Below are 26979 nucleotides of genomic sequence, written 5' to 3' on the forward strand. Positions count from 1 at the left end.
CCTGTTGGACATAAAAAAACCGGCCTTTCGCAGAGGCCGGTTTTTTCATGTCTGCCAGCTATCGCGGCCCTCGGGTCAGCCGATTTTCTTCAGCCGCGCCGCGCGCAGCCGCTCGAAATCGTCGCCCGCATGATAGGACGAGCGCGTGAGCGGCGTCGCCGACACCATCAGGAAGCCCTTGCCATAAGCCACCTTTTCATAGGCCGCGAATTCATCGGGATGCACGAACCGATCCACCGCGTGATGCTTGGGCGTGGGCTGCAGATACTGGCCGATGGTCAGGAAATCGATGCCCGCGGCGCGCATGTCGTCCATCACCTGATGGACCTGCACGCGGTCCTCGCCAAGCCCCACCATGATGCCCGATTTGGTGAACATCATCGGATCGATCTCTTTCACCCTCTGCAAAAGGCGCAGCGAATGGAAATACCGCGCTCCCGGGCGCACCGTGGGATAAAGCGCCGGCACCGTCTCGAGATTGTGGTTGAACACGTCCGGTTTCGCCGCCACCACGGTTTCCAGAACCGACGGCGCGCAATGCAGGAAATCCGGGGTCAGGATCTCGATCGTGGTGCCGGGGCTGCGATGACGCACGGCGCGGATGGTCTGGGCGAAATGCTCGGCCCCACCATCGTCGATATCGTCGCGGTCCACGCTGGTGATGACCACATGGTTCAGTCCCAGTTTCTGCACCGCATCGGCTACCCGGCCCGGCTCGAACAGGTCAAGCGCATCCGGCTTGCCCGTGGCCACGTTGCAAAAGGTGCAGCCGCGCGTGCAGACATCGCCCATGATCATCATGGTGGCATGTCCCTGGCTCCAGCATTCGCCCGCATTGGGGCAGCCGGCCTCTTCGCAGACCGTCACCAGCTTGTGCTCGCGGATGATCTTGTGGGTCTCGCGATACCCTGCCCCGGTCGGCGCCTTGACGCGAATCCAGTCGGGTTTCTTGGGTTGCGCATTGTCCGGGCGATGCGCCTTTTCGGGGTGTCGCTGGCCCGGTATCTTGATGTCTCGCACGGAAAACTCCCCGCTGCTCGGTCCTTGTGATGTGCGTAACATAGTCCAAGCCAGGCGCGAGTGCCAGTTCCGCATATCCGCCATGCACCGCCGCGCGGTGCCGCCGGGTTGCAGCCTTCGCGCCTTGGTCTATTCTGCGCGCAACCATCACACAACAAGGGACAGCGTGTGGAACATCTGGACTGGCAGGCCCATCGGCGCGAGGATCATGCCTTGGGCAAGACACAGGAATTCCTCAAGCAAATCGTCTATGGCGGCAATGACGGGATCGTCACCACCTTTGCGATCGTCGCGGGATTCGCGGGGGCATCGGCCGATGGCGTGGCCCAGATCGGCGGGGTCGCGGTGCTGGTCTTCGGGCTTGCCAACCTCTTTGCCGATGCGGTCAGCATGGGCTTGGGCGAATTCCTGTCGGCCCGCTCGCAGCATGATCTCTACCGGGCGCGGCGACAGGCCGAACTGCGCGAAATCGCCCGCAACCCCGAACAGGAGCGTATGGAACTGTTCGAAATCCTGCGCCAACGCGGCCTGCCGGCGGGCGAGGCCGACACCGCCACCGCGATCCTGTCGCGCCATCCGCAGATCATGGCCGATCTGATGATGACCTATGAATTCGGCATGCAGGACCCGGACGAGGAAAACCCGGCCCTCAACGGGCTGTTCACCTTCATGTCCTTCGTGATTTTCGGCTCGATTCCCTTGGTGCCGTATTTCCTCTTCGAGCCGACCCAAGAGACCTTCTACATGTCCATCGGCACGACGCTCAGCGCCCTGATCGGCCTTGGCCTTCTGCGGTTCAGCGCGACGCGTGAACGCATCACCCGTTCGGTCGGGGAAACGGTTCTTGTCGGCACGGTCTGTGCCATCGTCGCGTTCTTCGTGGGCTGGCTGGTGGGCGGCTGAGGCAGGCCCCGCGCCCTACCCGATCAGCCCCCCGCCATCATGCAAGCCGTCATAATGGCGGCGCAACCGCTGCAGCGCGATGCGCAGCACGATCTTGCCCGAGCGCGCCGACCAGCCCATGCGTTTCTCGGCGGTCTCCAGCCCTTCGAGATAGCAACAGCACCGCAGCGCCACATCCCCAAGGCCGGGGCCAAGCTCGCGCAGCGCCTCGAGCACACGCAGGCGCGCGGCATCCGGGCTGCCCGGACCACCCTGTGCATGCCCCGGCGCGTGTGTCGTCTGCAGCATCATCTGATCCCAGCTGCCCGGTCGCAACGGCACAAGCCCCGCAAGATCGAAATCCTCGCGCAGACGCTCTCCGGCGCGCACGAGCTCGGGAGACAGGAAATGCAGCCCGTCGCGATCCCGGCGCCGCGCCAGCGCGATCAGCGGCGTTTCGGCCGCGCCATAGCGCAGCCTGCGCTGCCGATCCGAGGCGTCGTTCGCATGGCTGTCTGCCCGGTCATGCGCCAAGGCCGGGCGCATGTCCCGAAAGCCCGCAGCGATGCCGTCCTGTGACGCCGGGGTGTCATCCAGCAGCGTCATCATGGCCTCGCGCCCGCTTTTTGTGATCCGGTAGCGGGACACCCGGCCCTGGGACTGGCAGGCGATCCAGTGATTGAGCGCCATCGCCTCGGCCACCGAACGATCCACCACCGCGGTCCGGCTTGCCTGCCCTGACGGGCCGTCGCGCAGCACAACCGCCTTTTCCATATCCGCCGCCACGGCCAGCACCGCGCCGGATTCGCACAGCCGCTTGAGCACGCGGCAGGCTTCGCTCAGCAACGTCCCGCCAGCCAGCGCAGCGGTATCCTGAAGAACAGTCTTGTCCATTTTTCTGGTCTCCTCCTGGGCGGGGTGCCGTCTGACAGGCGGCGGCATCCGCCGGCCAATGCGCCTGAGCGCGGCATCCACCAGCGGATCGTCGCGGCGGGCCTCATAGGCCCTGATCTGGCGCAGAACGGTCGAGGCGTGACAGCCGGCCCGCCGCGCGAGGGCGCGGATGGATGTGCCCGCCTCGGTATGGGCGATGTAGCGCCGCGCAGGTTCCGGCACCCAGTCCGGCAGCGCGGCTATCGGGTCGATGGTCTCTGGATCAGCAGCCACGGCGTCTCTCCATCGGTCAGGCCACGCAGGGCGCGGCAAAATCATCCACAGGGTTATCCACAACCCTTGCGTGTAAATCGTTACCAGTTCGTTAACTGATAACGTTTCAGCAACAATTGTTTCCGAATTATGAACAAGCACATATCACGGCGCGCGCCACATCAGCCAGATGCGCAACACCCGCTCAGGTTGTGTCACCAAGAGGGGAGACGATCTGATCGGAGACCAGACATGAACGACATCCTCTCGCATATGGCCGCCCTGCGCCGGCCCCGCCTTTTGATCCATGCGGCCCGTTTCGGGCTCATGGAGTATCGCCGCAACACGCATCTGCCCCGGCATCTGGGCATGGGCACCCTGCCCCGCAGCGGACCTGCTCTCATGCGGCTGATGGATATGGAACTGATTCTCGAAAGCCAGCGCACGCATCGCGACGCGGGCTATTCCGCGGAACGCCATGTCGAGATTCTGATCGCGATGATGGGCGAGGCGCGCCTGCTGCGCGCCTCGCTATCGGCCTGACCGCAACGCTCAGGAGAACGCGTCGGGCATCGAGGCTTTCTTGTGCGCCACATAGGCGGCCAGCGCCTCGGCGATGGCGGGATCAAGCGGCGGCTGCTGATAATTGGCCAGCATCTGATGCATCTTGGCGTTGGCCAGAACCATCGTGTCGCGCCCGCCTTCCTCGTGCCATGTCTCGAACGGTTTGTAATCCAGCACGTCCGAGCGCCAGAACGCCTTCTTGAAATTGGACTGCGTATGTTCGCACCCAAGGTAATGGCCGCCGGGGCCGACCTCGCGGATCGCGCCCATCGCCTGCCCGTTCTCGTCGGTGGTGATGCCTTCAGCGAATTTGTGGAGCGCGCCAAGCTGGTCGGCGTCCATCACGAATTTCTCGAAGCTCGCCACCAGACCGCCTTCCAGCCAGCCACAGCTGTGCAGCATGAAGTTCACCCCGCCCATCATCGCCGCATTGAGCGTGTTGGCGGTCTCATAGGCGGCCTGCGCATCCGGCAGCTTTGAGCCGCACAGGCTTCCGCCCGACCGGAACGGCAGGTTCATGCGCCGCGCCAATTGTCCCGCGCCATACAGGATCTGGCTGGCCTCGGGCGTGCCGAAAGTGGGCGCGCCGCTGTTCATGTCGATCGAGGTGACGAACGCGCCGAAGATCACCGGCGCGCCCGGGCGCACCAGCTGGCTATAGGCGATGCCCGCCAGCACCTCGGCCAGAACCTGCGTAAGTGTGCCCATGACCGACACCGGCGCCATCGCGCCACCGACGATGAAGGGCGACACGATGCAGGCCTGATTATGCTCTGCATAGACTTCGAGCGCGCCCATCATCACATCGTCGAAGGTCATCGGCGAGTTGATGTTGATGAGCGAGGTCATCACCGTATTGTCGCGCACGAACTCCTTGCCGAACAGGATCTCGCACATTTCGACACTGTCGCGTGCCCGGCTCGGTTCGGTGACCGATCCCATGAAGGGCTTGTCGCTCAGCGTCATGTGGGCATAGAGCATGTCCAGATGGCGCTTGTTCACCGGAACATCCGTGGGCTCGCATACGGTGCCGCCGGAATGATGCAGCCATTTCGACATATAGCCCAGTTTCACGAAACGTTCGAAATCGGCCATCGTCGCATAGCGGCGTCCGCCTTCCATGTCGCGCACGAAGGGCGGGCCATAGACCGGCGCACAGACCAGTGTCTTGCCGCCGATCTCGACATTGCGGGCGGGGTTGCGGGCATGCTGGACATAGCGCGAGGGCGCCGTCGCGCAGAGCTGCCGCGCCAGACCGCGCGGAATGCGCACCCGCTCGCCCTCGATGCTGGCACCGGCGTTGCGCCAGCGCTCCAACGCCTTGGGGTTCTCGACGAAATTGACGCCGATCTCTTCGAGAATCGTTTCCGCGTTCGTCTCGATGATCTCCAGCGCCTCATCGGTCAGGATGTCATATACCGGAATGTTGCGCTCGATATAGCGCGCGGTCTCGATGCTGACGGATGTGCGTTCGGCCCGGCGTGCGGCGCCGCCGCCGCCCCGTGCCCGTCTGCGGGTTTCTGCTTCGACCATGATTGTCTGACCCCTGCATTGGTTGAAACGCCCCGGCTCGGGGGCAGCTGCGCGCATCCATATCGCAGCAAAACGCCCCGCCATCGGAGATTTGCGCCCTCTTGGGGTCTAAAGCGACATGCAGCCCGCCATTCCGCCGCACACAGGCGCTTTCGGGGCGAATCCTGTCTGGGTCTTGCGCAAAGCGCGCCTGCGTCCTACTAGGCAATCATGAGCCAGACATCGCATGACCGCCTTCTCATCATAGACTTCGGAAGCCAGGTGACGCAGCTGATCGCGCGTCGCCTGCGGGAACTGAACGTCTATTGCGAAATCCACCCGTTCCAGAACGTGACCGAGGCGTTTCTCGCCGAGTTCGCGCCGAAAGCGGTGATCTTTTCGGGCGGTCCCGCCAGCGTGATCGATGCAGGCTCGCCGCGCCCGCCTGAAAAGGTGTTCGATCTGGGCGTGCCCATCCTTGGTATCTGCTATGGTCAGCAGGTCATGATGGAGATGCTGGGCGGCAAGGTCGAACGCGGCGACGGCACCGCCGAATTCGGCCGCGCCTATGTCAGCCCGACGGCGCATCGAATCGACCTTCTGAATGGCTGGTTCCTCGAAGAGCGCGAACAGGTCTGGATGAGCCATGGCGACCATGTCAGCCGCATCGCGCCCGGATTCGAGGTCTTTGGCACCTCGCCCAACGCACCTTTCGCCATCACCGCCGATCTGAGCCGCAATTTCTTTGCCGTGCAGTTCCACCCCGAGGTGCATCACACACCGAACGGCAAGACGCTCTATGAGAATTTCGTGCGCCTTGCCGGGTTCAAGGGCGACTGGACCATGGCCGCCTATCGCGAAGAGGCGATTCGCCTGATTCGCGAACAGGTCGGCGACAAACAGGTGATCTGCGGTCTCTCGGGCGGCGTCGACAGCTCGGTTGCCGCCGTTCTGATCCACGAGGCGATCGGCGATCAACTGACCTGCGTCTTTGTCGATCACGGCCTCTTGCGCCATAACGAGGCCGATGAAGTGGTCACCATGTTCCGCGACCACTACAACATCCCGCTGATCCATGCCGACGAGGCGGACCTGTTCCTGGGTGAGCTCGAAGGCGTAAGCGACCCCGAGGTGAAAAGAAAAACCATCGGCCGCCTGTTCATCGACGTGTTCCAGAAATACGCCAGCCAGATCGAAGGCGCCGAGTTTCTGGCCCAGGGCACGCTTTATCCCGACGTGATCGAATCGGTCAGCTTCTCGGGCGGCCCCTCGGTCACGATCAAGAGCCACCACAATGTCGGCGGCCTGCCCGAGAAGATGGGCCTCAAGCTGGTCGAGCCGCTGCGTGAACTGTTCAAGGACGAGGTCCGCGCGCTTGGTCAAGAACTGGGCCTGCCCGCCTCGTTCATCGGCCGCCACCCCTTTCCCGGTCCGGGCCTTGCCATCCGCTGCCCCGGCGAGATCACGCGCGAAAAGCTCGACATCCTGCGCAAGGCCGATGCGGTCTATATCGACCAGATCCGCAAGCATGGCCTTTACGACGAGATCTGGCAGGCCTTCGTTGCGATCCTGCCGGTGCGCACTGTCGGCGTGATGGGGGACGGGCGGACCTATGATTTCGCCTGTGCCCTGCGCGCGGTTACCTCGGTCGATGGCATGACCGCCGATTACTACCCGTTCAGCCATGAATTCCTTGGCGAAACCGCCACACGGATCATCAACGAGGTGAAGGGTATCAACCGCGTCACCTATGACGTGACATCGAAGCCGCCCGGCACCATTGAGTGGGAGTGACCTCTCCGACCGGAGATATCCCTCGCGCCGACACAGCTGAAATTCTTCGTGCGGCGCTCTGGATGCTGGGGGCGGTGGTGTCGTTCTCTGCGATGGCAGTGGGCGGCCGGTCGGTCAGTTTCGAGCTCGATACCTTTGAAATCATGATGTATCGCAGCCTGATCGGGCTGACACTCGTGGTCCTCGTCGCATGGGCCACAGGGGCGCATCGCACCATCACGGGCCGCAAGCCCGGCCTTCATCTGCTGCGCAACGTGTTTCATTTCAGCGGCCAGAACCTGTGGTTCTACGCGATCACCGTGATCCCGCTGGCGCAGGTGTTCGCGCTGGAATTCACCTCTCCGCTCTGGGTGCTGATCCTGTCGCCGCTGGTGCTGGGCGAGCATCTGACGCGGGTGCGCATCCTTGCGGCCTGCATCGGCTTTGCCGGCATCCTGATCGTCGCGCGCCCCAGCCCCGACACGATCAATTTCGGCACGCTGGCCGCGATGTGCGCCGCGATCGGCTTTGCCGGATCGATCCTCGTGACCAAGCGCCTGACCCGCACCGAGACGCTGACCTGCATCCTGTTCTGGATGACCCTCAGCCAGTCGATCTTCGGGCTGCTCTGCGCGGGCTTCGACGGCGATATCGCCCTGCCCTCGGCACAATCCCTGCCTTGGCTCGCCGTGATCGCCTGCGGAGGGCTGATGGCGCATTTCTGCCTGACCACCGCCCTTGCGATGGCGCCCGCGACGCTTGTGAGCCCTGTGGATTTCATGCGCCTGCCGCTGATCGCGGTGATCGGCCTCATGATCTATGACGAGCCGATCGACACCCTGACCATCGCCGGCGCGCTGGTGATCTTCGGGGCCAATTACCTCAACATGTGGTCCGAAACGCGGCAAGGCCGTCAGCCCATCGCACATACCCGTTAGAGGTGTGGCGCGGCTACAACCGTTTGTGCCGTTACGTCACTGACGCGGCGTCAAAGATTGACCGCGACCGCGCCGCCGATAGCATGGCCGAAATTCGGAGGAGAGCACCAGAATGAGAAACGCATCCACCACCGCCCTCGCCCTCTGCGTCATCGCAGGCGGCGCTTCTGCTGGCGGTATAGACCGCTCCGGTCAATCCATCGCGCCCCTGTTCCAGGAAGGCAACTATGCCGAGATCAGCCTCGGCACAGCCGTTCCTTCGGTATCCGGTTCGGTCGTCGGGATTCAATCGGGCGACATGGCCAAAACCTATTGGCAGTTCGGCGCTGCGATGAAGCAGCAGATCAACGACAGGTTGAGCTACTCGATCATCCTCGACCAGCCCTTCGGCGCCGATGTCGACTATAGCGCGTCCACCGGCTATCCGCTGCGCAGCACCTTTGCAGAGTTCGATTCGACCGCCCTGACCGGCGTTCTGCGCTACAACATGGATAACGGGTTCGGCGTGCATGGCGGCCTGCGCGTTCAGCGCGTCACGGCAAACGCAAGCGTCCCGACGGTCGCTGGCTATAGCGTGGAAGGTAAGGCCGATTATGGCACCGGATATCTCGCCGGCGTGTCCTACGAGCGTCCCGACATCGCGCTGCGCGTCTCGTTGACCTACAATTCCAAGATCAAGACCGAGCACCGCACCAGCGAAAACCTGGCCCTTGCCGCCACATCGCTGGTCACCAAGACCACGATCGAAACCCCGCAATCGGTCAACCTCGATTTTCAAACCGGCATCGCGAAAGACACCCTGCTGTTCGGCGGCGTGCGTTGGGTGGACTGGAGCGATTTCACGATCGACCCGCTTCTCTATCGCACAGCGACGCGCGTTCCTTTCCTGTCCTATGACGATGATACCTACACCTACACGCTCGGTGTTGGCCGCCGCATCACGGACACCTGGAGCGGCTCTCTCGCGCTGACCTACGAAGATGGCGACTCCAACAAGCCGGTCTCGAACCTCGGCCCGACCAGCGGCAAGTTCGGCGTCACGCTCGGTGCGCGCTACAAGAACGACAATTTCTCGGTGTCCACCGGCGTGAACTATACCTGGATCGGCAATGCCACGACGAATGTGCCGATCGCAGCCGGCCCGCCCCCGGTGCTGGCGCGCTCGAGCTTCTCGAACAACAGCGCCGTCGGCTTCGGCGTCAAGGTCGGCTGGCACTACTGACGCCCCGACATAAGCGGCTTCATCCCCCCCGCCCGGGCAATCGGGCGGGGTTTTTGCTGCGCATCGCTTGGCATTGACCTGCCTCGCGCCGCTGGCTACCACTTGCGCGCAGAAAGGACGCCCCATGATCTACAAATCAGCCCAAGATTGGCGCGACGCGGCGCAAAAGCGCGTTCTGTTTTATGGGATGTCCGGCCTGGGCAAGACCCACCTGTCCAACATGCTGCGCGATGCCGGCGACTGGTTCCATTACTCCATCGATTACCGCATCGGCACCCGCTACATGGGCGAGCTTATCGCCGACAACGCCAAGGCGCATGCCATGCAGGTGCCGTTCCTGCGCGATCTGCTGTTGACGGATTCGATCTATATCGGCTCGAACATCACCTTCGACAATCTCGCTCCCGTCTCGACCTATCTTGGCAAACCGGGCGATCCGGCCAAGGGCGGCCTGCCGATCGACGAATATCGCCGCCGCCAGCAGCAATTCCGCACCGCCGAAATCGCGGCCCTGATGGACACCGCGCATTTCATCGACCGGGCCGAGCGGCTGTATGGCTATCCGAATTTCGTCTGCGACACCGGCGGGTCGATCTGCGAATGGGTCGATGGCGACGATCCCGCCGATCCTTTGCTGACCGAGCTCTCGCGCCATTGCCTGCTGATCTATATCGAAGGCTCCGAGGCGCATACCCAGTCGCTCATCCGCCGCTTTGACCGCGCGCCCAAGCCAATGGCCTACCAACCCGAGTTCCTGGATCAGGCATGGGCGCAATATCTCAACGAAAACAAGTGTGAAGCGGACGAAGTTGATCCTGACGCCTTCATCCGCTGGACCTATGCCCGCGCCCTTGCACATCGCAAACCGCGCTACGAGGCGATGGCGAAATGGGGCATCACCGTCACCGCCGACGAAGTCGCCGAGACCCGCGATGCCGACGCCTTCGATGCGCTTGTCGCCACCGCGCTTGAGCGCAGCACCTGACGCCCTATCTACACCGGACCCGACGAAAGCCTGAGACGCCATGCCCATCAAGATCCCCGAAGACCTGCCCGCCTATGACGTGCTCACGCGCGAAGGCGTCATGGTCATGTCCGAGGATCAGGCCGCCCGACAGGATATCCGCCCTCTGCGCATCGGCCTTCTGAACCTGATGCCCAAGAAGATCCAGACCGAGAACCAGTTTGCCCGGCTCATCGGCGCCACCCCCCTGCAGATCGAACTCAGCCTCATTCGCATGAGCGAGCACCGCACCAAGAACACCGCCGCCGCCCATATGGAAAGCTTCTATCGCCCGTTTTCCGAAGTGGCCGATACCGGCGAGCGGTTCGATGGCCTCATCATCACCGGCGCGCCCATCGAACATCTGGATTTCACCGATGTCACCTATTGGGACGAGCTTCAGGCGGTGTTCGACTGGACGCAGTCACATGTGCATTCCACCTTCGGCGTCTGCTGGGGCGGCATGGCGATGATCAACCATTTCCACGGCGTGCAGAAACACCTGCTGGATCACAAGGCCTTCGGCTGCTTCCGGCACCGCAACATGGACCCGGCCTCGCCCTATTTGCGCGGATTTTCAGACGATTGCGTGATCCCCGTCAGCCGCTGGACGGAAATGCGCCGCACCGAGATCGAAGCCGTACCCGGCCTCAAGATCCTGCTCGACAGCGACGAGGTCGGCCCCTGCCTCGTCGAAGATCCTAGGCATGGCGCGCTCTATATCTTCAACCATCTCGAATATGACAGCGACACGCTGAAACAGGAATACGACCGCGATGTCGCCAGCGGTACGCCCATCGCCGTACCCTGCAACTACTATCCCGGCGACGATCCCTCGCGCCCGCCGCAGAACCGCTGGCGCAGCCACGCGCATCTGCTTTACGGCAACTGGATCAACCAGATTTACCAGACAACGCCCTTCGATCTGCATTCCATTGGCCGCTAAGATCGTCCTTGCCGCGCTTGTCGCCCTCGTCGTGCTCTGGGCCTATGCCCAGCACCGCGCCCGTCAGCACGAAGCCCGCGCCGAAGCGGCCTTTCCCCCGCAGGGCCGCATCCTCGATGTGAACGGCCACCGTGTCCATGCGCTCACCCTGGGCTCTGGGCCGGATGTCGTGCTGATCCACGGGGCCAGCGGCAATCTGCGCGACATGACCTTCAGCCTCGCGCCGCGCCTTGCCGCGCGCTACCGCGTCACCGTGTTCGACCGTCCGGGCCTCGGATATACCGACCGCATCAACCGCACCGGCGCCACGATCCGCCAGCAGGCCGAGCTTCTCTCGGATGCCGCGCGCCAGCTCGACATCGAGCGCCCCATGGTTCTGGGCCATTCCTATGGCGGTGCCGTGGCGCTGGCCTGGGCGGTGCACCGCCCGGATCACATCGCGGCCCTCGTGCCGCTCGCGGCCCCCGCGAAACCCTGGAAAAGCGATCTCAGCCTCTATTACAAGACCTTGTCGCATCCCGTCATTGGCCCCCTCGTCATTCCGCTTCTGACCGCCTTTGTCCGCGACGCGCGGGTGGAACGCGCCGTCTCCGAAATATTCGAGCCGAACGCCGTGCCGCCGGGCTATATCGCGCATGTCGGCGCGCCTCTGACCCTGCGCCGCGACAGCCTGCGCGCCAATGCCCTGCAACGCGCCAACCTGCTCTCCGAAATCACCGCCATGCAGGACGCCATCGCCCGGCTCACCCTCCCGATCGAGGTGGTCCACGGCACCGAAGACACCACCGTCGGCCTGCGCATCCATGCCGAGCCGCTCGCCGAAGAGCTACCCTCCGCCACCCTGACCCGCCTGCCCGGCATCGCCCATATGCCGCATCACGCCGCCGAAGACGCGGTGATCGACGCCATCACGCGCGCGGCCGTCCGCGCCGGATTGCACCCCGCCGATTGAGCCGCCATAGTGGCGCGAAACTGCAGGGAGACACCCATGGAGCTGCCATTCGACGGGGCGATCAGCGCCTTTTACGCCAACGAAGCGCCCGAACGCATCCGCAACGCGATCCGCCGCGGCGAAAAAGGCGACATCATCGACCCGGGCTTTCCCCATTCCGAACGCCTGCCGCGCAAACATTACGAAAAAGAGCTCGAGGCGCTGCAGATCGAACTGGTCAAGCTGCAGAACTGGACCAAGTCCAGCGGCGCGCGCATCGCCATCGTCTTCGAAGGCCGCGACGCCGCCGGCAAGGGCGGCACGATCAAACGCTTCCGCGAGCATCTCAATCCGCGCGGCGCGCGGGTCGTGGCGCTGTCCAAACCCTCGGATGTCGAAAGCAGCCAGTGGTATTTCCAGCGCTATGTCGATCACCTCCCCTCGGGCGGCGAAATGGTGTTCTTCGACCGCAGCTGGTATAATCGCGGTGTCGTCGAAAAGGTGTTCGGCTTTTGCACCCATGCGCAGCGCGAACATTTCTTCCACCAGGTCACCGATTTCGAAAAAATGCTGGTGGACGAGGGCATTCAACTTTTCAAATTCTGGCTCAACGTGGGCCGTGGCGAACAGCTGCGCCGCTTTCTCGACCGCGAGGCCAGCCCCCTCAAGCAATGGAAACTCAGCCGGATCGACGTGGAAGGGCTGGCCAAATGGGACGAGTATACCGCCGCGATCTCCGAAACGCTGGACCGCTCGCATACCAGCCACGCGCCCTGGACCGTGGTGCGCTCGGATGACAAACGCCGTGCCCGGCTCGAAACCCTCCGCCATCTGCTGCTGAATATCGAATACGGGCGCAAGGATGCCCGCGCCATAGGCTCTCCCGACAGCTCGGTCTGTGCCGGGCCGGATATCTGGAATGCCTAAACAGGGCTACCACCACGGCAACCTGAAACAGGCCCTTGTGGATGCCGCCCTGCGCCTGATCGAAGCCAGGGGGCCATCGGGCTTCACCCTGTCGGAGGCGGCCAAACAGGCCGGGGTGACGCCCGCGGCGGTCTATCGCCATTTCGCAGGGCGCGACGACCTGATCGCCGAGGCCGCGCGCCAGGGCTATGTGATCTTCGCCGATGTCATGCAGGAGGCCTATGATCGCGGCCAGCCCTCGGCCCGGGCCAGCGTCGAGGCCACGGGCCGCGCCTATCTCGCCTTCGCGCGCCAATACCCCGGCCATTACATCGCGATGTTCGAAAGCGGTCTCTCGGTGAACCGCACGCCCGAGCTCTCCCTCGTCGCGCGCCACGCCCGCGCGGTGATCGAACAGGCCGCCGAAGACCTCAGCCAGCATATCCCCCCAGAACGCCGCCCGCCTGCGGCGATGTTCAGCGCCCATATCTGGGCCATGTCGCATGGGGTGGTCGAGCTTTTCGCGCGCAACTCCCCCGGCGCGGTCGTGCCCTTCGCCCCCGAAGAGCTGCTCGAGACCGGCATCGGCATCTACCTGCGCGGCCTCGGCCTTAGCGCCCCCGACACCTGACCACCACCCGGGCCGCGCAAAGCAAAAGGGCCACCCAACCGGGCGGCCCTTCCATGAAAATCGCGAGGATCGGCTCAGCGCTTCGAGAACTGGAAGCTCCGACGCGCCTTGCGGCGACCGAACTTCTTGCGTTCCACAACGCGGCTGTCGCGTGTCAGGAAGCCAGCGGCCTTCAGCGCGCCGCGCAGCGACGGATCATAGAGCTGCAGCGCTTTCGAGATGCCGTGCTTGACCGCACCGGCCTGACCCGACAGACCACCGCCCTTGACCGTCGCCATCACGTCGAACTGGTCTTCGACACCGGCAACGGTGAACGGCTGGCGCAGGATCATCTGCAGAACGGGGCGCGCGAAATACGCGTTCATTTCCTTGCCATTCACGCTGACCTTGCCGGAGCCCGGCTTGATCCAGACGCGGGCGACCGCATCCTTGCGCTTGCCGGTCGCATAGGACCGGCCCAGCTCGTCACGGACAGGCTCGCGCGGCGCTTCGATCGCGGCCTCGGCCACGGCGCCACCGGCGACCGCTTCCAGACCCTCGAGGGATTTGATTTCTTCAGCCATCAGTTCGCCACCCGCGTGTTCTTGTTGTTCATCGACTTGACGTCCAGCACCTCGGGGCTCTGCGCCTCATGGGGGTGCTCGGTGCCGGCATAGACGCGCAGATTGGTCATCTGCTTGCGCGACAGACGGTTGCCCGGAAGCATCCGCTTGACCGCCTGCATGACGACGCGCTCAGGATACGCCCCTTCCAGGATCTGGCCCGTGGTGCGCGACTTGATGCCGCCCGGATAGCCGGTGTGCCAGTAATTGGGCTTGTTGCGCTTGTTGCCCGTCAGCTGGACCTTGTCGGCATTGATGACGATGACATTGTCGCCCATGTCCATATGCGGCGTGAAGGACGCCTTGTGCTTGCCGCGCAGGCGCATCGCGACGATCGAGGCAAGACGGCCCAGAACAACGCCCTCGGCGTCGATCAGGATCCATTTCTTGTCGATATCTGCCGGAGTTGCAGAGAATGTTTTCATTGCAGGGAAATCCCTTGGTTGACGTGTCGGGCGATCGAAACTGCCGCCCCTTCATGCGATTGCGCGGTTATATAGCCCCACACAAACAGGTCAAGGCCCTCTTTCCTTATAAAATCTAACAAATTCAATATCTTGCAATAACGGTATCTATTTACCCCAACTTTCGCGGCTTCTTCTGGCCGCAAATATCCTCGGGGGGAGTCGGTGAAATCCCATGGGATTTCAACGGCGGGGGGCAGACAGCCCCCCATCCTGCCCCCTCAGCCCTTGGCCGGCGGGATCGAATAGGTCAGGCTCGCGCGGGCCACCGGCGCTTCCATCCCTTCGGAATAGAGCAGCACATCGCCCACCGCCAGCACCCGCCCCAGCTTGAGGATCCGGCACTCCGCGATCAGATCCGCGCCGGCGGCGGGCTTGCGCATGAAATCCATGCTGCAATTGGTGGTCACCGCCAAAGCCTCCGGCCCGATCATCGCCAGGATCGCCAGGTAAAGCGATACATCCGCCAGCGCGAACATCGCCGGGCCCGACACCGTGCCGCCCGGCCGCAAATGCCGCTCCTGCGTCATCAGGCGCACGCGGATCCGGTTCTCGTCCAACTCGTCAATGGCGAAATCGCCCGCCACCTGGGGAAACTCCTCCTCCAGAAATCGCGCCAGCGCCTCGCGCGTCATCTTCAGACCCATCCGCTGTCCTCTCCGCCCTTTTCTACCCGGCCCTTTTCTCCCCGGCCCTCTCCGCGTAAGGTTGCCCATAACGGCCAGGGAGGTTCAAGATGACAATTCTCCAACGCAGCGATCAGGGCGCCGTCGCCCGGCTGACCCTCAACCACCCCGAAAAGCTCAACGCGCTGAGCGACGCGATGCTGGCGGCCCTGCAGGATCAGTTCGACAGCCTCGCGCAGGATCCCTCCATTCGCGTGGTGATCCTCGGCGGCACCGGCAAGGCGTTCTGCGCGGGCCACGACCTCAAGGAAATGACCCAAGGCCGGCAGGCGCCCGATGACGGGCGCGCCTATTTCGCCGATCTCTTCGCGCGCTGTGCGCGGGTGATGACCGCCATCCGCACCCTGCCCCAGCCGGTGATCGCCCAGCCTCATGGCATCGCCACCGCCGCGGGCTGCCAACTGGTCGCCTCCTGTGATCTCGCCATCGCCGCCACCGGTACGCGGTTTGGCGTGAACGGCGTGAATATCGGGCTGTTCTGTTCCACGCCGATGGTGGCCCTGAGCCGCAACATCCCGCGCAAACAGGCCTTCGAGATGCTCACCACCGGCGAATTCATCGACACCGACCGCGCGCTGGCGCTCGGCCTCATCAACCGCGCCGTCGATCCTGACCGGCTCGAGGCCGAAACCGACGCGCTGGCCGCACAGATCGCCGCCAAGCTCGGTGCCGCCGTGCGCATCGGCAAGCGCGCCTTCTACGATCAGCTCGAAATGCCGCTCGAGCAGGCCTATGCTTATACCGGCGAGGTGATGGTGGAAAACATGATGTATCGCGATACCGCCGAAGGCATCAGCGCCTTTCTCGAAAAGCGCAGCCCCGACTGGGATCAGGACTGACCGCCGCGCGCCCCCGCCTTGTTGTTTCCGAAACCATGCCTTGTTTTTTCCACAATCGGTATTTTTCCGGGGCGCGGGTTGGGGTATACATTGCGGGAAAGAACGGCATCGATTGAGCTTGCGATGCATTTCGGGGTCGCCGCCGGCGTCCAGTCCCTCCAGACCGGCCTCTTCCCGGTTCCGACAGGACCATCGCGGCGACCCGAGCGTTCCCTCCCTTTCCAAACGCCGCGCAATCCCCTACATCCAGCGCCATGAGCAAGACACTCCATATCATCGGCGGCGGCATGGCCGGCTCCGAAGCCGCCTGGCAGGCCGCCCGCATGGGCGTATCCGTCGTGATTCACGAAATGCGCCCGCGCGTCGAAACCTTCGCGCACCGCACCGGCGATCTGGCCGAGATGGTGTGCTCGAATTCCTTCCGCTCGGATGATGACGAACAGAACGCCGTGGGCCTGCTGCATTGGGAAATGCGCGCCGCCGACGGGCTCATCATGCAGACCGCCGACCGTCACCGCCTGCCCGCGGGCGGCGCCTTGGCCGTGGACCGCGATCTTTTCGCCCGCGATGTCACGCAAACCCTGCGCAACCATCCCCTCATCACCATCCAGCACGACGAGATCACCGAACTTCCCGCCGATGGCCATTGGATCATCGCCACAGGCCCGCTCACCAGTCAGGGGTTGGGACAGGCCATCGCGCACGAGACCGGCGCCGATGCGCTGGCCTTCTTCGATGCCATCGCCCCCATCGTCTATGCCGACAGCATCGACATGTCCAAGGCTTGGATGCAATCGCGCTACGACAAGGGCGAAACCGAGGAAGAGCGCACCGCCTATCTCAACTGCCCGATGGACCGCGCCACCTATGACGCCTTCATCGACGCGCTTCTCGCCGCCGACAAGACCGAGTTTCACGAGGGCGAGACCGCAGGCTATTTCGACGGCTGTCTGCCCATCGAGGTGATGGCAGAACGCGGCCGCGAAACCTTGCGCCACGGCCCGATGAAGCCGGTGGGCCTGACCAATCCGCATCAGCCGGATGTCAAACCCCATGCCGTCGTGCAGCTGCGCCGCGACAACGCGCTCGGCACGTTGTTCAACATCGTGGGCTTTCAGACCAAGATGAAATACGGCGCCCAGACCGAGGTGTTCCGCATGATCCCCGGCCTCGAAAACGCCTCCTTCGCGCGGTTGGGCGGCATTCACCGCAACACCTTCCTCAACTCGCCCACGCTGCTCGATGACCAGATGCGCTTGCGCTCGCGCCCGCATATCCGCTTTGCCGGACAGATCACCGGCGTCGAGGGTTATGTGGAATCCGCCGCCATGGGCCTTCTGGCGGGCCGTCTGGCTGCCGCCGAGATGCTGGGCCATCCGTTGCCCTCCCCGCCGCAGGACAGCGCCATGGGCGCGCTCATACACCACATCACCGGCGGCGCCGAGGCCAAGACCTTCCAGCCGATGAACGTCAATTTCGGCCTTTTCCGCCCCGTCGATGGGCTCAAGGGCGGGCGTCGTGGCCGCAGCGACCGCTACAAGGCCTATACCGACCGCGCCAAGGCCGCATGGCAGGACTGGCTGCAGCTTCAGAACATGAGCTGTGCCTCGTAACCCACTGATATGTCATTCATAACACGATTCGCGCCGTCGCCCACAGGCCCGCTGCATCTGGGCCATGCCTATTCGGCGATCCTGGCCCATGACAGCGCCGCGCGCGAAAACGGGACGTTTCTTCTGCGCATCGACGATCTCGACCAGACCCGCTCGCGCCCCGAATGGGAGACGCAAATCTTCGACGACCTCTCGTGGCTTGGCCTCAGCTGGCCGCAGCCCATCCTACGCCAATCCGACCGGTTACCGCTCTATGCAAGCGCCCTTGAAACCCTTTGGGATCAAGGGCTTCTCTACCCTTGCTCATGCAGCCGCGCCGATATCCGCGCCGCCGTCTCGGCCCCACAGGAAGGCGCGCCGCTGCATGGCCCCGACGGGTTGATCTATCCCGGCACCTGCAGGCCCGCGCATCCGCCCTCGGGGCCGATGCCCGATAGCCCGCTGCGCCTCGACATGGCCCGCGCCCTTGCGCATCTGGGGCGCGCGCCCGCCTTCACCGAAACCGGCGCCGGCCCCGATGGGGAAACCGGCCTCATCACGCCCTCGACCATGACCCGGACCGTGGGCGATGTCGCCCTGGCCCGCCCCGGTCTGGGCGCGTCCTATCACCTGTCGGTGGTGGTGGATGATGCCGACCAGCAGATCACCCATGTGATCCGCGGCCGCGATCTCTTCAGTGCCACGCAAATTCATGTGCTGTTGCAAGGGCTTCTGGGCCTGCCCACACCGATCTATCACCATCATCGCCTGATCCGCGACGAGACCGGCAAGCGGCTGGCCAAGCGCGACGACGCCCGCGCCATCGCCACCTACCGCGCCGAAGGCAAGACCCCGCAGGACATCCGCGCGATGCTGGGCCTCTGACTCTCAGCCCGCTTCCGGCGCCATGATCTCGATCTCTTCGCCGTCTCTCACCGCCGTATAGAAGCAGCTCCGCCGGTTGGTATGACAGGCCGGACCGGTCTGACGCACCTGCACCAGCAGGCAATCGCGGTCGCAATCCACCCGCATCTCCACCAGCTCCTGCACATGCCCCGAGCTTTCGCCCTTCACCCAGAACGCCGCCCGCGACCGGCTCCAATAAGTCACGCGCCCGCTCTCCAGCGTGCGCGCCACCGCTTCCGCGTTCATCCACGCCATCATCAGCACCTCGCCCGTAGCCTCGTCCTGCGCGATCGCCGGAATGAGGCCGCGATCATCATATGTCAAACTGGCGGGATCGAAGGGCATGGGCGAAAACCTTTTGCATCTGCGGTCAGGTTTTCTATCTATTGGGTAACGCAGCAAAGGAAAAGTCATGAGCGGCGAAACCGACCTCATCAAACTCTATTCGGCGCGCATCCTCGAACTGGCCGCCGATATTCCGCATCATGGCCGGCTCGACGCCCCCGACGCGACCGTGAAAAAACGCGCGCCGCTCTGCGGCTCGACCGTCACGGTCGATATCTGCACCGATGGCAGCACCATCACCGACTATGCCGCCGAGGTGAAGGCCTGCGCGCTTGGACAGGCCGCAGCCTCCGTCGTGGGCGCCCATATCATCGGCTGCACCCCCGATCAGGTGGTCGCGGCCCGCGACGCGCTAAAGGAGATGCTCAAGGCCGATGGCCCACCGCCCGCCGCCCCCTTCGACGGGCTCGAGGTGCTCAGCCCCGCGCGCGACTACAAGAACCGTCACGCCTCGATCATGCTGACCCTCGATGCCGCCGTCGAAGCGCTCGAACAGGCCCGCGCGGCCCAGTCCTGCATCTGACAGCGCCTCTCGCATAAAAAAACCGCCGCACGCTCGGTCGAGCGGCGGCGGAAGGAAAAGCGGGCTCCGGTAACTCCGATTTGCGCATCAAGGGATCAGGCAGAAACCCTTGTCGGACCTCGGGACAGGTAAGGGGTCAGTCACATCCCGCTTGGGGACAAGGATGCAACAGGCGCGGTACGGATCGGAACGTCGCAGGCAGAAACTCTAGAACAGACCGGGCAGCCAAAGCCCGGCAATCAGCGTGACCATGAGCGCCGCCGCCCCCAGAAAATCTCCCAACAGGGTGTCCGAGGATCGTATCGCGGTGGCCTTGATCTGACGAAACATGATCTGTTCCTTTCGCTGACGGTGTGTTGCTCCTTTGTTCTCATTTTCTTAACCATGTGTAAAGAACTTTGTGAGAACATTTGCGAACTTTTCGGCATTTTCTGGCCAAGCTTCTGATTTCGCTTGCGAAAAATTCGGGGCGCTCAGCCGACCGAAATCAGCCGGATCGCCTGATCCTGCTCCATCAGCCATAGCAGCACGCGGGCCGCCCGGCCCCGGTCTCCCTCCAGCGCGGGATCATCCACCAGAAGCTTGCGCGCATCGCTCTGCGCCACCGCCATCAGCGCCGCCTGCGCCTCGAGATCGGCGATCCGAAAGCGCGGCAGCCCCGATTGCGCCGTCCCGATCAGATCGCCCGCGCCGCGCATCTCCAGATCCACCTCGGCAATGCGGAACCCGTCCTCGGTGTCGCGCATCGTGGTCAGCCGCCGCTCTCCGCCCTCGCTCAGCGGCGCCTGATACATCAACAGACACGTCGAGGCCGCCTGCCCCCGCCCCACGCGCCCGCGCAACTGGTGCAATTGCGCAAGCCCGAAATGCTCGGCCCTCTCGATCACCATGATCGACGCATTGGGCACATCCACCCCCACCTCGATCACCGTGGTCGAGACAAGCACACTGGTCTCGCCGCGCTGAAACGCCGCCATCGCGCTGTCCTTCTGCTCGGGCGGCATCTGCCCATGCACCAGCCCGACAACGCCTTCGCCAAGCGCCGCGCGCAGCCGCTTGAACCGCTCCTCCGCGCTCGACAGATCGACCGCCTCGCTTTCATCGACCAGCGGACAGACCCAATAGGCCTGCCGCCCCTCGGCCACGGCGCGGCGCAGATGGTCCACCACCTCGTCGATCCGGCCCATATTGACCAGCGCCGTGGTGATCGGCTTGCGACCTGGCGGCTTTTCATCCAGCACGCTCACATCCATGTCGCCATATTGCGCCAGCGCCAGACTGCGCGGAATGGGCGTCGCGGTCATCACCAGAACATCCGCCTGCGCCCCCTTGCGGCCCAGCTCCAGCCTTTGCCGCACGCCGAACCGGTGCTGCTCATCGACAATGGCCAGCCGCAGATCGGCAAAATCCACATCCTTCTGAAACACCGCATGGGTGCCCACAAGGATCTGGATATCACCGCGCTTCAACGCCTCCAGCTTGGCGCGCCGCTCCGCCCCCTTGTCGCGCCCGGTCAGGATCTCGAGCACGACGCCCGCCGCCTCGGCCAAAGGCTGTAACCCCTGCAAATGCTGCCGCGCAAGGATTTCCGTGGGCGCCATCATCACGCCCTGCCCGCCTGCCTCGACCGCGATCAGCAGCGCCTTGAACGCCACCAGCGTCTTGCCCGCGCCCACATCGCCCTGCAACAGCCGGTTCATCCGCGTCTCCGACGCCATATCGCCTGCGATCTCGGCAATGGCGCGGGTCTGCGCGCCGGTCAGCGCATAGGGCAGCGCCTCCAGCACCTTGGCCTGCAACGCCCCCGTGCCCATTGTGGACCGGCCCTTGGCCCGGCGCAGCCGCGACCGCGCCAGCGCAAGCGTCAATTGATGCGCCATGAACTCGTCATACGCCAGACGCTCCCGCGCAGGATCCGCCGGGCTCAGATCGGCGGCCTCCTCGGGGCCATGCGCGCGGCGCACCGCCTCGGCCCAATCCGGCCAGCCGGCTTGCGCCTTTTGCGCAGGATCGATCCATTCCGCCAATTCCGGCAGCCGCGTCAGCGCCGATTGCGCGGCCTTGCGCATCATCTTCTGGGTGATCCCGGCCGTCAGCGGATAGACCGGCTCGAAATCCGGGATCTCCTCCGCCTCATCCACATCGAGGATATGATCGGGATGCACCATCTGCGCCACCCCGTCAAAAAGCTCCACCTTGCCCGACACGATCTTTCGCGCGCCCGTGGGCAGGATGCGCCGCAGATACTCGTCGCGCGCATGAAAGAACACCAGCTGAAACGCCGTCGCCGCATCCTCCACCGTGATCCTGTAGGCCCCGCCCCTGCGGCTTGGCGCGCGGTGCTGGCCCACCACCACCTCCACCGTCACCACACCCGGCAACTCGGCGCCCTGCACCGTGGCCCGCTTGCGCCGGTCCACCCCCGACCAGGGCAGCGTGAACAAAAGATCGCGCGGCTTTTCGATCTCCAGCCCGCCAAGATTCTGCACGGTTTTCGGCCCCACGCCCTCCAGCGTCTCCAGCCCCGCGAACAGCGGAAACAGGGCTTCGGGCCGCCCGCTCATGCGTCCCCGATCAGCGCAAGCCAGCCATCCTCGTCGATCATCTCGACCCCCAGCTTTTCCGCCGCCTTGGCCTTGGAACCCGCTCCCGGCCCCGCGATCACCAGATCGGTCTTGGCCGACACACTGCCCGACACCTTGGCGCCAAGCGCCTCGGCGCGCGCCTTGGCCTCGGCGCGGGTCATCTTCTCGAGCGTGCCGGTAAACACCACCGTCTTGCCCGCCACGGGGCTGCCATCCGTATCAGGGCGCTCGGCGCGCTCGATCTCCAGATGCGCCACCAGCCGGTCGATGCTGGCGCGTTCCTCGTCCTGCGCGAAGGTGGTGACCAGCGATTGCGCCATCACCTTGCCCACACCGTCGATGCCCAAAAGCCGGTCCCAGTCCGGCCCCTCGCCCGCCGCAGCCCCATCCATCGCCGCCGTGAACTCGTCCCATGTGCCGTAAAACCGCGCCAGCATCATGCTTGCCGCCTCGCCCACATGCCGGATGCCAAGCGCGAAAAGCAGCCGGCCAAGCGCGATCCGCCGCCGCTCGTCGATGGCGTCAAACAGATTGGCCGCACTTTTCTCGCCCCAGCCGTCGCGGTTCTTCAATTGCGTGAGGCATCCCGGCCCATAGCGATCCTTGAGCGTGAAGATATCCGCAGGCTCGCGGATCCAGCCATCGGCATGGAATTGCTCCACCTGCTTGGCGCCCAGACCCTCGATGTCGAAGGCCGCACGGCTCACGAAATGCTTGAGCTTTTCGACCGCCTGCGCAGGGCAGATCAGCCCGCCGGTACAGCGGCGCACCGCATCACCCTCCTCGCGGATCGCATCCGATCCGCATTCGGGACAAACCTTGGGAAACGTATAGGGTGCGGCATCCTCGGGACGCTTGGACAGGTCCACATCCGCCACTTTCGGGATCACGTCGCCCGCGCGGTAAACCTGCACCCAATCGCCCACCCGGATATCCTTGCCGCCGCGAATCTCGTTGCCCTTGGCGTCGCGTCCGGCGATGTAATCCTCGTTGTGCAGGGTGGCATTGCTCACGACGACACCGCCCACCGTGACCGGATGCAGCCGCGCCACCGGGCTCAGCGCGCCGGTGCGCCCCACCTGAATGTCGATCGCCTCCAACCGGGTCCAGGCCAGCTCGGCGGGGAATTTATGCGCAATCGCCCATCGCGGCGTGGTCGAGCGATACCCCAGCCGATGCTGCAAGGCGATCTCGTTGACCTTGTAGACCACCCCGTCGATGTCATAGCCCAGCTCGGCGCGCAGCTGTTCGATCCGGCGATACTGCGCCAGCATCTCGTCCGGCCCGTCGCAGAGCGCGGTAAGCGGGTTGGTCTGGAATCCGAAACCGGCCAGCCGCTCGATCGCCTCCATCTGGCTTGGCGCAAGCGGCTCGGAATGCGCGCCCCAGGCATAGGCGAAAAACTTCAAGGGGCGGCGCGCGGTGATCTTCGGGTCCAGCTGGCGCAGGCTTCCGGCGGCGGCGTTGCGCGGATTGGCGAATGTCTTGTCAGACCTTTCGGTCTGCCGCGCATTCAGCGCCTCGAAATCGGCGTGGCTCATATAGACCTCGCCGCGCACCTCGAGCAGCTCCGGCACGCCCGCACCGCCCAGATCGTGGGGAATATCGGCGATGGTACGCGCATTGGCGGTGACATTCTCGCCCTCGGCCCCGTCGCCGCGCGTCGCCGCCTGCACCAGCCGGCCCTGTTCGTAGCGCAGGCTCAGGCTCAGCCCGTCGATCTTCGGCTCGCTCGTGTAGGTCAGCGCCGCCTGCGGCCCAAGGCCCAGGTAGCGGCGGATGCGCGCGTCGAATTCGCGGATCTCGTCATCCTCGAACGCATTGCCAAGGCTCAGCATCCGCACGGCATGGGTGACCTTGCCGAACCCTTCGGAGGGGGTGAAGCCCACCCTGCGGCTGGGGCTGTCCTCGCGCATGAGACCTGGAAACCGCGCCTCGATCGCCGCATTGCGCTGCACCAGCGCGTCATAGTCGGCGTCCGACATGATCGGCGCGTCCTGCCCGTGATAGGCGGCATCGGCCTGCGCCACCAGATCGGCCAGCCGGGCCAGCTCCTGCGCGGCCTGATCCGCGCTCAGCCTGTCAACCGGCGTGTCCGCATGGGCATCCGCCCCATCCTGCTCGCGCATTTCGCTCATCGCGGCTCTCCGCCCTGACCCGACATGGGCCTTGGCGGCCCATGTCCTCTATCCGGTCAAAGTGATAGGCCGCGCGGGGTCTGACGTCCAGTGCCCGAGAGGGTGCTATGCAAGAGCCATGCGCCGCAGGGTCGGACCACTCAACACAGGTCCGGTTCTCCCCGGGCATCGGACCACTCAACACAGGTCCGGTGCTCCCCGATCATCGGACCACTCAAGACAGGTCCTGTGATCCCCGAGCATCAGACCACTCAGCACAGGTCCTGTGATCCTCGGGCATCTGACCACTCAACACAGATCCGGTGATCCCGGGCATCAGACCATTCGCGACAGGCCCGCGGAACCAGACTGTCGGACCGCGCAAAACAGACCGCGATCCACCGCCGCCAACCCTCAGGCCCTCAACCTCTCAGGCCCCGAGCGCCAAGCGGCCCGATCCGATGGCCCCCGGCTCAGGGTCGCGCAGCACATAGCCCCGGCCCCAGACGGTCTCGATATGATTGTCGCCGCCCGTCGCCTCACTCAATTTCTTGCGAAGTTTACAGATGAACACGTCGATGATCTTCAGTTCCGGCTCGTCCATGCCGCCATAAAGGTGATTGAGGAACATCTCCTTGGTCAGGGTCGTGCCCTTGCGCAGGCTCAGCAATTCGAGCATCTGGTATTCTTTCCCGGTCAGATGCACCGTCCGCCCCTCCACATCCACCGTCTTGGCATCCAGATTGACGTTGATGCGCCCGGTGCGGATCACGGATTGCGAATGCCCCTTCGAGCGGCGGATGATCGCGTGGATCCGCGCCACAAGCTCTTCGCGATGGAACGGTTTGGTCAGGTAATCATCCGCGCCAAAGCCGAACCCCTTGATCTTGTTGTCCGTATCATCCGCACCGCTCAGGATCAGGATCGGCGTATCGATGCGCGCAAGCCGCAACTGGCGCAACACCTCGTGACCGTTCATGTCCGGCAGACCCAGATCCAGAAGGATCAGATCGTAATCATAGAGCTTGGCAAGATCGATCCCCTCCTCGTCCAGATCGGTTGTATAGACGTTCAGATTCGCATGGGTCAGCATCATATCGATGCTTTTCGCGGTCGTGGGGTCGTCTTCTACCAACAGCACACGCATTCACTCAACTCCGCTATGTCTTCGACTATCCGAACGAAACCATGGACAAGATTGGTTAAGCACAAGTTACCAGTGCGATAAAAATACAATTTTCTACCTCAGGTTGTCCACCTCTTTCGTTCTGACCGTCGCGCGCAACCCCGATGTGCCCTCTCGTTCGGCCGCACTCAGCCATTCGGCAAGCTCCGCTTCGCTCAGTTCGTAAAAGCTCTGCGCCTCGTCCGGCGACATCAGCCCATGCACCACGCCGCGCACCACCGCCATCTTGCGTCGCGCCGTCCAGCGCCGCGTATCCGCCGGCGGCAGATCGCCCCTGCTCAGGATACTGCCATCCGGCAAGGTCACCATTCGCGGCCCGTTCACCTTTTTCAGAAACATCTCTCTCACCCTCAAAAGCAACCGGACAGGAATCTGCCCCTAAGGCTTTAACGGCAGGTGAAACCGCCCCTTGAGACTGTCTCGCATTTTCTTATATTCCGTCACACCAAGGAGACCCGTCCAATGCCCCTCGAATCCGGCCTCAATTCCCTGGGCTTCGCCAAAGCCCCAGCCGACACCCGTGTCGTCGTCGCCATGTCCGGCGGCGTCGACAGCTCGGTCGTGGCCGCCCAACTGGCCGAGGAAGGCTATGACGTGGTGGGGGTCACCCTGCAGCTTTACGATCATGGCGCCGCCCTTGCGAAAAAAGGCGCCTGCTGCGCCGGCATCGACATCCATGACGCCCGCCGCGTGGCCGAGGACATGGGCTTTCCCCATTATGTACTCGATTACGAAAACATCTTCCGCGACGCGGTGATCGACGAGTTTGCCGACAGCTACCTTGCGGGCGCCACGCCCGTGCCCTGCATCCGCTGCAACGAGCGGGTGAAATTCAAGGACCTTCTGGAAACCGCCCGCGATCTCGATGCCGATTGCATGGCCACCGGCCATTACATCCAGCGCAAGATGGGCGCGCATGGCCCTGAATTGCACTGCGCCGCTGATGCCGCCCGCGATCAAAGCTATTTCCTGTTCTCCACCACCCCCGAACAGCTCGATTTCCTGCGCTTTCCCTTGGGCCACCTGCCCTCCAAGCACGCCACCCGTGAGCTGGCCGCGCGCTACGGGCTGAAAGTGGCCGACAAGCCCGACAGTCAGGATATCTGCTTCGTCCCCGATGGCAATTATGCCGCAGTGATCGAAAAACTGCGCCCCGGCGCCGCCGAACCCGGCGAAATCGCCCATGTCGATGGCCGCATCCTCGGCACCCATGAGGGCGTGATCCACTACACGATCGGCCAGCGTCGCGGCCTTGGCATCGGCGGGCTGAGCGAGCCGCTCTATGTGGTCAAACTCGATGTCGACGCGCACCGCGTCATCGTCGGCCCCAAAGAACTGCTCGCCACCCGCCTCGTTCCCGTGCGCGAGATCAACTGGCTGGGCGACGCCCCCCTCGACAGCCGCCCGGAATGGCACCTCTCGGTCAAGCTGCGCTCCACCCGCCCCCCGCAAGAGGCGATCCTTCGCCCCCTGCCGGATGGCGGCGCCGAGGTCGAACTTCTCAACCCCGAAGAAGGCGTCAGCCCCGGTCAGGCCTGCGTCTTCTATGAAACCGGCGACAGCCGCATCCTTGGCGGCGGCTGGATCTGGCGCGGATACTGAGCGCGCGTTTCGCAAACGCCCTGCACCCGTCCAGTCATGTCCCTGCACAGGCACATCC

At 64.0% G+C, this 26979-nt stretch carries 27 protein-coding genes; 15 read left to right on the top strand and 12 right to left on the bottom strand.

Annotation, left to right across the window (positions count from 1 at the left end; all coding sequences use genetic code 11):
- Window positions 1-75 precede the first annotated feature (75 nt).
- On the bottom strand, window positions 76-1020 hold the full coding sequence (lipA, locus tag F3H35_RS11785) for a lipoyl synthase (RefSeq protein WP_149779778.1): 945 nt from the start codon (window positions 1018-1020) through the stop codon (window positions 76-78).
- 168 nt (window positions 1021-1188) lie between these two features.
- Between lipA and F3H35_RS11790 the strand changes: the two genes are divergently transcribed.
- A complete protein-coding gene (locus tag F3H35_RS11790; RefSeq protein WP_149779779.1) occupies window positions 1189-1923 on the top strand; it encodes a VIT1/CCC1 transporter family protein in 735 nt (244 codons plus the stop codon).
- Between the two features lie 15 nt (window positions 1924-1938).
- Here F3H35_RS11790 and F3H35_RS11795 read toward each other — a convergent pair whose 3' ends face one another.
- Window positions 1939-3069, bottom strand: coding sequence for a DUF6456 domain-containing protein (locus F3H35_RS11795; RefSeq protein ID WP_149779780.1), 1131 nt, complete (start codon window positions 3067-3069; stop codon window positions 1939-1941).
- 231 nt (window positions 3070-3300) lie between these two features.
- On the opposite strand from F3H35_RS11795, the gene F3H35_RS11800 reads away from it, so the two are divergent.
- Complete coding sequence (locus tag F3H35_RS11800; RefSeq protein ID WP_007816144.1) at window positions 3301-3591, top strand: DUF6477 family protein; 291 nt, start codon at window positions 3301-3303, stop codon at window positions 3589-3591.
- Between the two features lie 9 nt (window positions 3592-3600).
- Here the strand turns inward: F3H35_RS11800 and F3H35_RS11805 are convergent, their stop codons facing one another.
- Window positions 3601-5145 (bottom strand): trimethylamine methyltransferase family protein, encoded by a 1545-nt coding sequence (locus F3H35_RS11805; RefSeq protein WP_149779781.1) that lies wholly within the window; start codon window positions 5143-5145, stop codon window positions 3601-3603.
- A 210-nt stretch (window positions 5146-5355) separates the two neighbouring features.
- Between F3H35_RS11805 and guaA the strand changes: the two genes are divergently transcribed.
- The 8 genes from guaA (at window position 5356) to F3H35_RS11845 (ending at window position 13474) form a co-directional block, all read left to right on the top strand.
- On the top strand, window positions 5356-6918 hold the full coding sequence (gene guaA / locus F3H35_RS11810) for a glutamine-hydrolyzing GMP synthase (RefSeq protein WP_149779782.1): 1563 nt from the start codon (window positions 5356-5358) through the stop codon (window positions 6916-6918).
- Window positions 6909-7835, top strand: coding sequence for a DMT family transporter (locus tag F3H35_RS11815; RefSeq protein WP_394852313.1), 927 nt, complete (start codon window positions 6909-6911; stop codon window positions 7833-7835). The genes guaA and F3H35_RS11815 overlap by 10 nt, the downstream gene beginning before the upstream one ends.
- Window positions 7836-7947: 112 nt before the next feature.
- A complete protein-coding gene (locus F3H35_RS11820) occupies window positions 7948-9057 on the top strand; it encodes an OmpP1/FadL family transporter (protein WP_149779783.1) in 1110 nt (369 codons plus the stop codon).
- Between the two features lie 124 nt (window positions 9058-9181).
- Complete coding sequence (locus F3H35_RS11825) at window positions 9182-10042, top strand: ATPase (protein WP_149779784.1); 861 nt, start codon at window positions 9182-9184, stop codon at window positions 10040-10042.
- Between the two features lie 40 nt (window positions 10043-10082).
- Window positions 10083-11006: a homoserine O-acetyltransferase MetA gene (gene metA, locus F3H35_RS11830; protein ID WP_149779785.1), complete on the top strand. Its 924-nt coding sequence runs from the start codon at window positions 10083-10085 to the stop codon at window positions 11004-11006.
- Window positions 10996-11958 carry an alpha/beta fold hydrolase gene (locus F3H35_RS11835; protein WP_149779786.1) on the top strand — a complete coding sequence of 321 codons (963 nt, stop codon included), beginning with the start codon at window positions 10996-10998 and terminating at the stop codon, window positions 11956-11958. The genes metA and F3H35_RS11835 overlap by 11 nt, the downstream gene beginning before the upstream one ends.
- 36 nt (window positions 11959-11994) lie before the next feature.
- Window positions 11995-12864 (top strand): polyphosphate kinase 2, encoded by an 870-nt coding sequence (ppk2, locus tag F3H35_RS11840; protein WP_149779787.1) that lies wholly within the window; start codon window positions 11995-11997, stop codon window positions 12862-12864.
- Complete coding sequence (locus tag F3H35_RS11845; protein WP_149779788.1) at window positions 12857-13474, top strand: TetR/AcrR family transcriptional regulator; 618 nt, start codon at window positions 12857-12859, stop codon at window positions 13472-13474. The genes ppk2 and F3H35_RS11845 overlap by 8 nt, the downstream gene beginning before the upstream one ends.
- Before the next feature lie 74 nt (window positions 13475-13548).
- Here the strand turns inward: F3H35_RS11845 and rpsI are convergent, their stop codons facing one another.
- From rpsI to F3H35_RS11860, 3 genes are all read right to left on the bottom strand, one after another.
- Window positions 13549-14037, bottom strand: coding sequence for a 30S ribosomal protein S9 (rpsI, locus tag F3H35_RS11850; protein WP_149779789.1), 489 nt, complete (start codon window positions 14035-14037; stop codon window positions 13549-13551).
- Window positions 14037-14501 carry a 50S ribosomal protein L13 gene (gene rplM / locus F3H35_RS11855; RefSeq protein WP_007816128.1) on the bottom strand — a complete coding sequence of 155 codons (465 nt, stop codon included), beginning with the start codon at window positions 14499-14501 and terminating at the stop codon, window positions 14037-14039. The genes rpsI and rplM overlap by 1 nt, the downstream gene beginning before the upstream one ends.
- A gap of 260 nt (window positions 14502-14761) precedes the next feature.
- Entirely contained in the window at window positions 14762-15187 is a 426-nt protein-coding gene (locus tag F3H35_RS11860) for a PaaI family thioesterase (RefSeq protein ID WP_149779790.1), read from the bottom strand.
- An 89-nt stretch (window positions 15188-15276) separates the two neighbouring features.
- Between F3H35_RS11860 and F3H35_RS11865 the strand changes: the two genes are divergently transcribed.
- The 3 genes from F3H35_RS11865 (at window position 15277) to gluQRS (ending at window position 18542) form a co-directional block, all read left to right on the top strand.
- Window positions 15277-16065: an enoyl-CoA hydratase gene (locus F3H35_RS11865; protein ID WP_149779791.1), complete on the top strand. Its 789-nt coding sequence runs from the start codon at window positions 15277-15279 to the stop codon at window positions 16063-16065.
- Window positions 16066-16319: 254 nt separating this feature from the next.
- Window positions 16320-17678 carry a methylenetetrahydrofolate--tRNA-(uracil(54)-C(5))-methyltransferase (FADH(2)-oxidizing) TrmFO gene (gene trmFO, locus F3H35_RS11870; protein WP_149779792.1) on the top strand — a complete coding sequence of 453 codons (1359 nt, stop codon included), beginning with the start codon at window positions 16320-16322 and terminating at the stop codon, window positions 17676-17678.
- Window positions 17679-17687: 9 nt separating this feature from the next.
- On the top strand, window positions 17688-18542 hold the full coding sequence (gluQRS, locus tag F3H35_RS11875; RefSeq protein ID WP_149779793.1) for a tRNA glutamyl-Q(34) synthetase GluQRS: 855 nt from the start codon (window positions 17688-17690) through the stop codon (window positions 18540-18542).
- Between the two features lie 3 nt (window positions 18543-18545).
- Here the strand turns inward: gluQRS and hisI are convergent, their stop codons facing one another.
- The gene (gene hisI, locus F3H35_RS11880) at window positions 18546-18908 is read right to left on the bottom strand and encodes a phosphoribosyl-AMP cyclohydrolase (protein ID WP_149779794.1); all 363 of its coding nucleotides are present in this window, start codon (window positions 18906-18908) and stop codon (window positions 18546-18548) included.
- Between the two features lie 67 nt (window positions 18909-18975).
- On the opposite strand from hisI, the gene F3H35_RS11885 reads away from it, so the two are divergent.
- Complete coding sequence (locus F3H35_RS11885; RefSeq protein WP_149779795.1) at window positions 18976-19431, top strand: iron-sulfur cluster assembly scaffold protein; 456 nt, start codon at window positions 18976-18978, stop codon at window positions 19429-19431.
- Between the two features lie 207 nt (window positions 19432-19638).
- Here F3H35_RS11885 and F3H35_RS19135 read toward each other — a convergent pair whose 3' ends face one another.
- From F3H35_RS19135 to F3H35_RS11905, 5 genes are all read right to left on the bottom strand, one after another.
- Window positions 19639-19761, bottom strand: a complete 123-nt coding sequence (locus F3H35_RS19135) for a hypothetical protein (protein ID WP_007816113.1) — start codon at window positions 19759-19761, stop codon at window positions 19639-19641.
- A 143-nt stretch (window positions 19762-19904) separates the two neighbouring features.
- The gene (recG, locus tag F3H35_RS11890) at window positions 19905-21995 is read right to left on the bottom strand and encodes an ATP-dependent DNA helicase RecG (protein WP_149779796.1); all 2091 of its coding nucleotides are present in this window, start codon (window positions 21993-21995) and stop codon (window positions 19905-19907) included.
- Window positions 21992-24154: an NAD-dependent DNA ligase LigA gene (gene ligA, locus F3H35_RS11895; RefSeq protein ID WP_149779797.1), complete on the bottom strand. Its 2163-nt coding sequence runs from the start codon at window positions 24152-24154 to the stop codon at window positions 21992-21994. Before ligA ends, recG begins: the two co-directional genes overlap by 4 nt.
- 409 nt (window positions 24155-24563) lie before the next feature.
- Window positions 24564-25280, bottom strand: a complete 717-nt coding sequence (ctrA, locus tag F3H35_RS11900; RefSeq protein WP_149779798.1) for a response regulator transcription factor CtrA — start codon at window positions 25278-25280, stop codon at window positions 24564-24566.
- Between the two features lie 93 nt (window positions 25281-25373).
- Window positions 25374-25658, bottom strand: a complete 285-nt coding sequence (locus F3H35_RS11905) for a DUF1153 domain-containing protein (protein ID WP_149779799.1) — start codon at window positions 25656-25658, stop codon at window positions 25374-25376.
- Window positions 25659-25781: 123 nt separating this feature from the next.
- Here F3H35_RS11905 and mnmA point away from each other — a divergent pair, with 123 nt between their 5' ends.
- Entirely contained in the window at window positions 25782-26921 is a 1140-nt protein-coding gene (mnmA, locus tag F3H35_RS11910) for a tRNA 2-thiouridine(34) synthase MnmA (RefSeq protein WP_149779800.1), read from the top strand.
- Window positions 26922-26979: the final 58 nt, after the last annotated feature.

Origin of the sequence: Roseovarius litoreus (genome assembly GCF_900142765.1) — a bacterium.
Lineage (GTDB): Bacteria > Pseudomonadota > Alphaproteobacteria > Rhodobacterales > Rhodobacteraceae > Roseovarius > Roseovarius litoreus.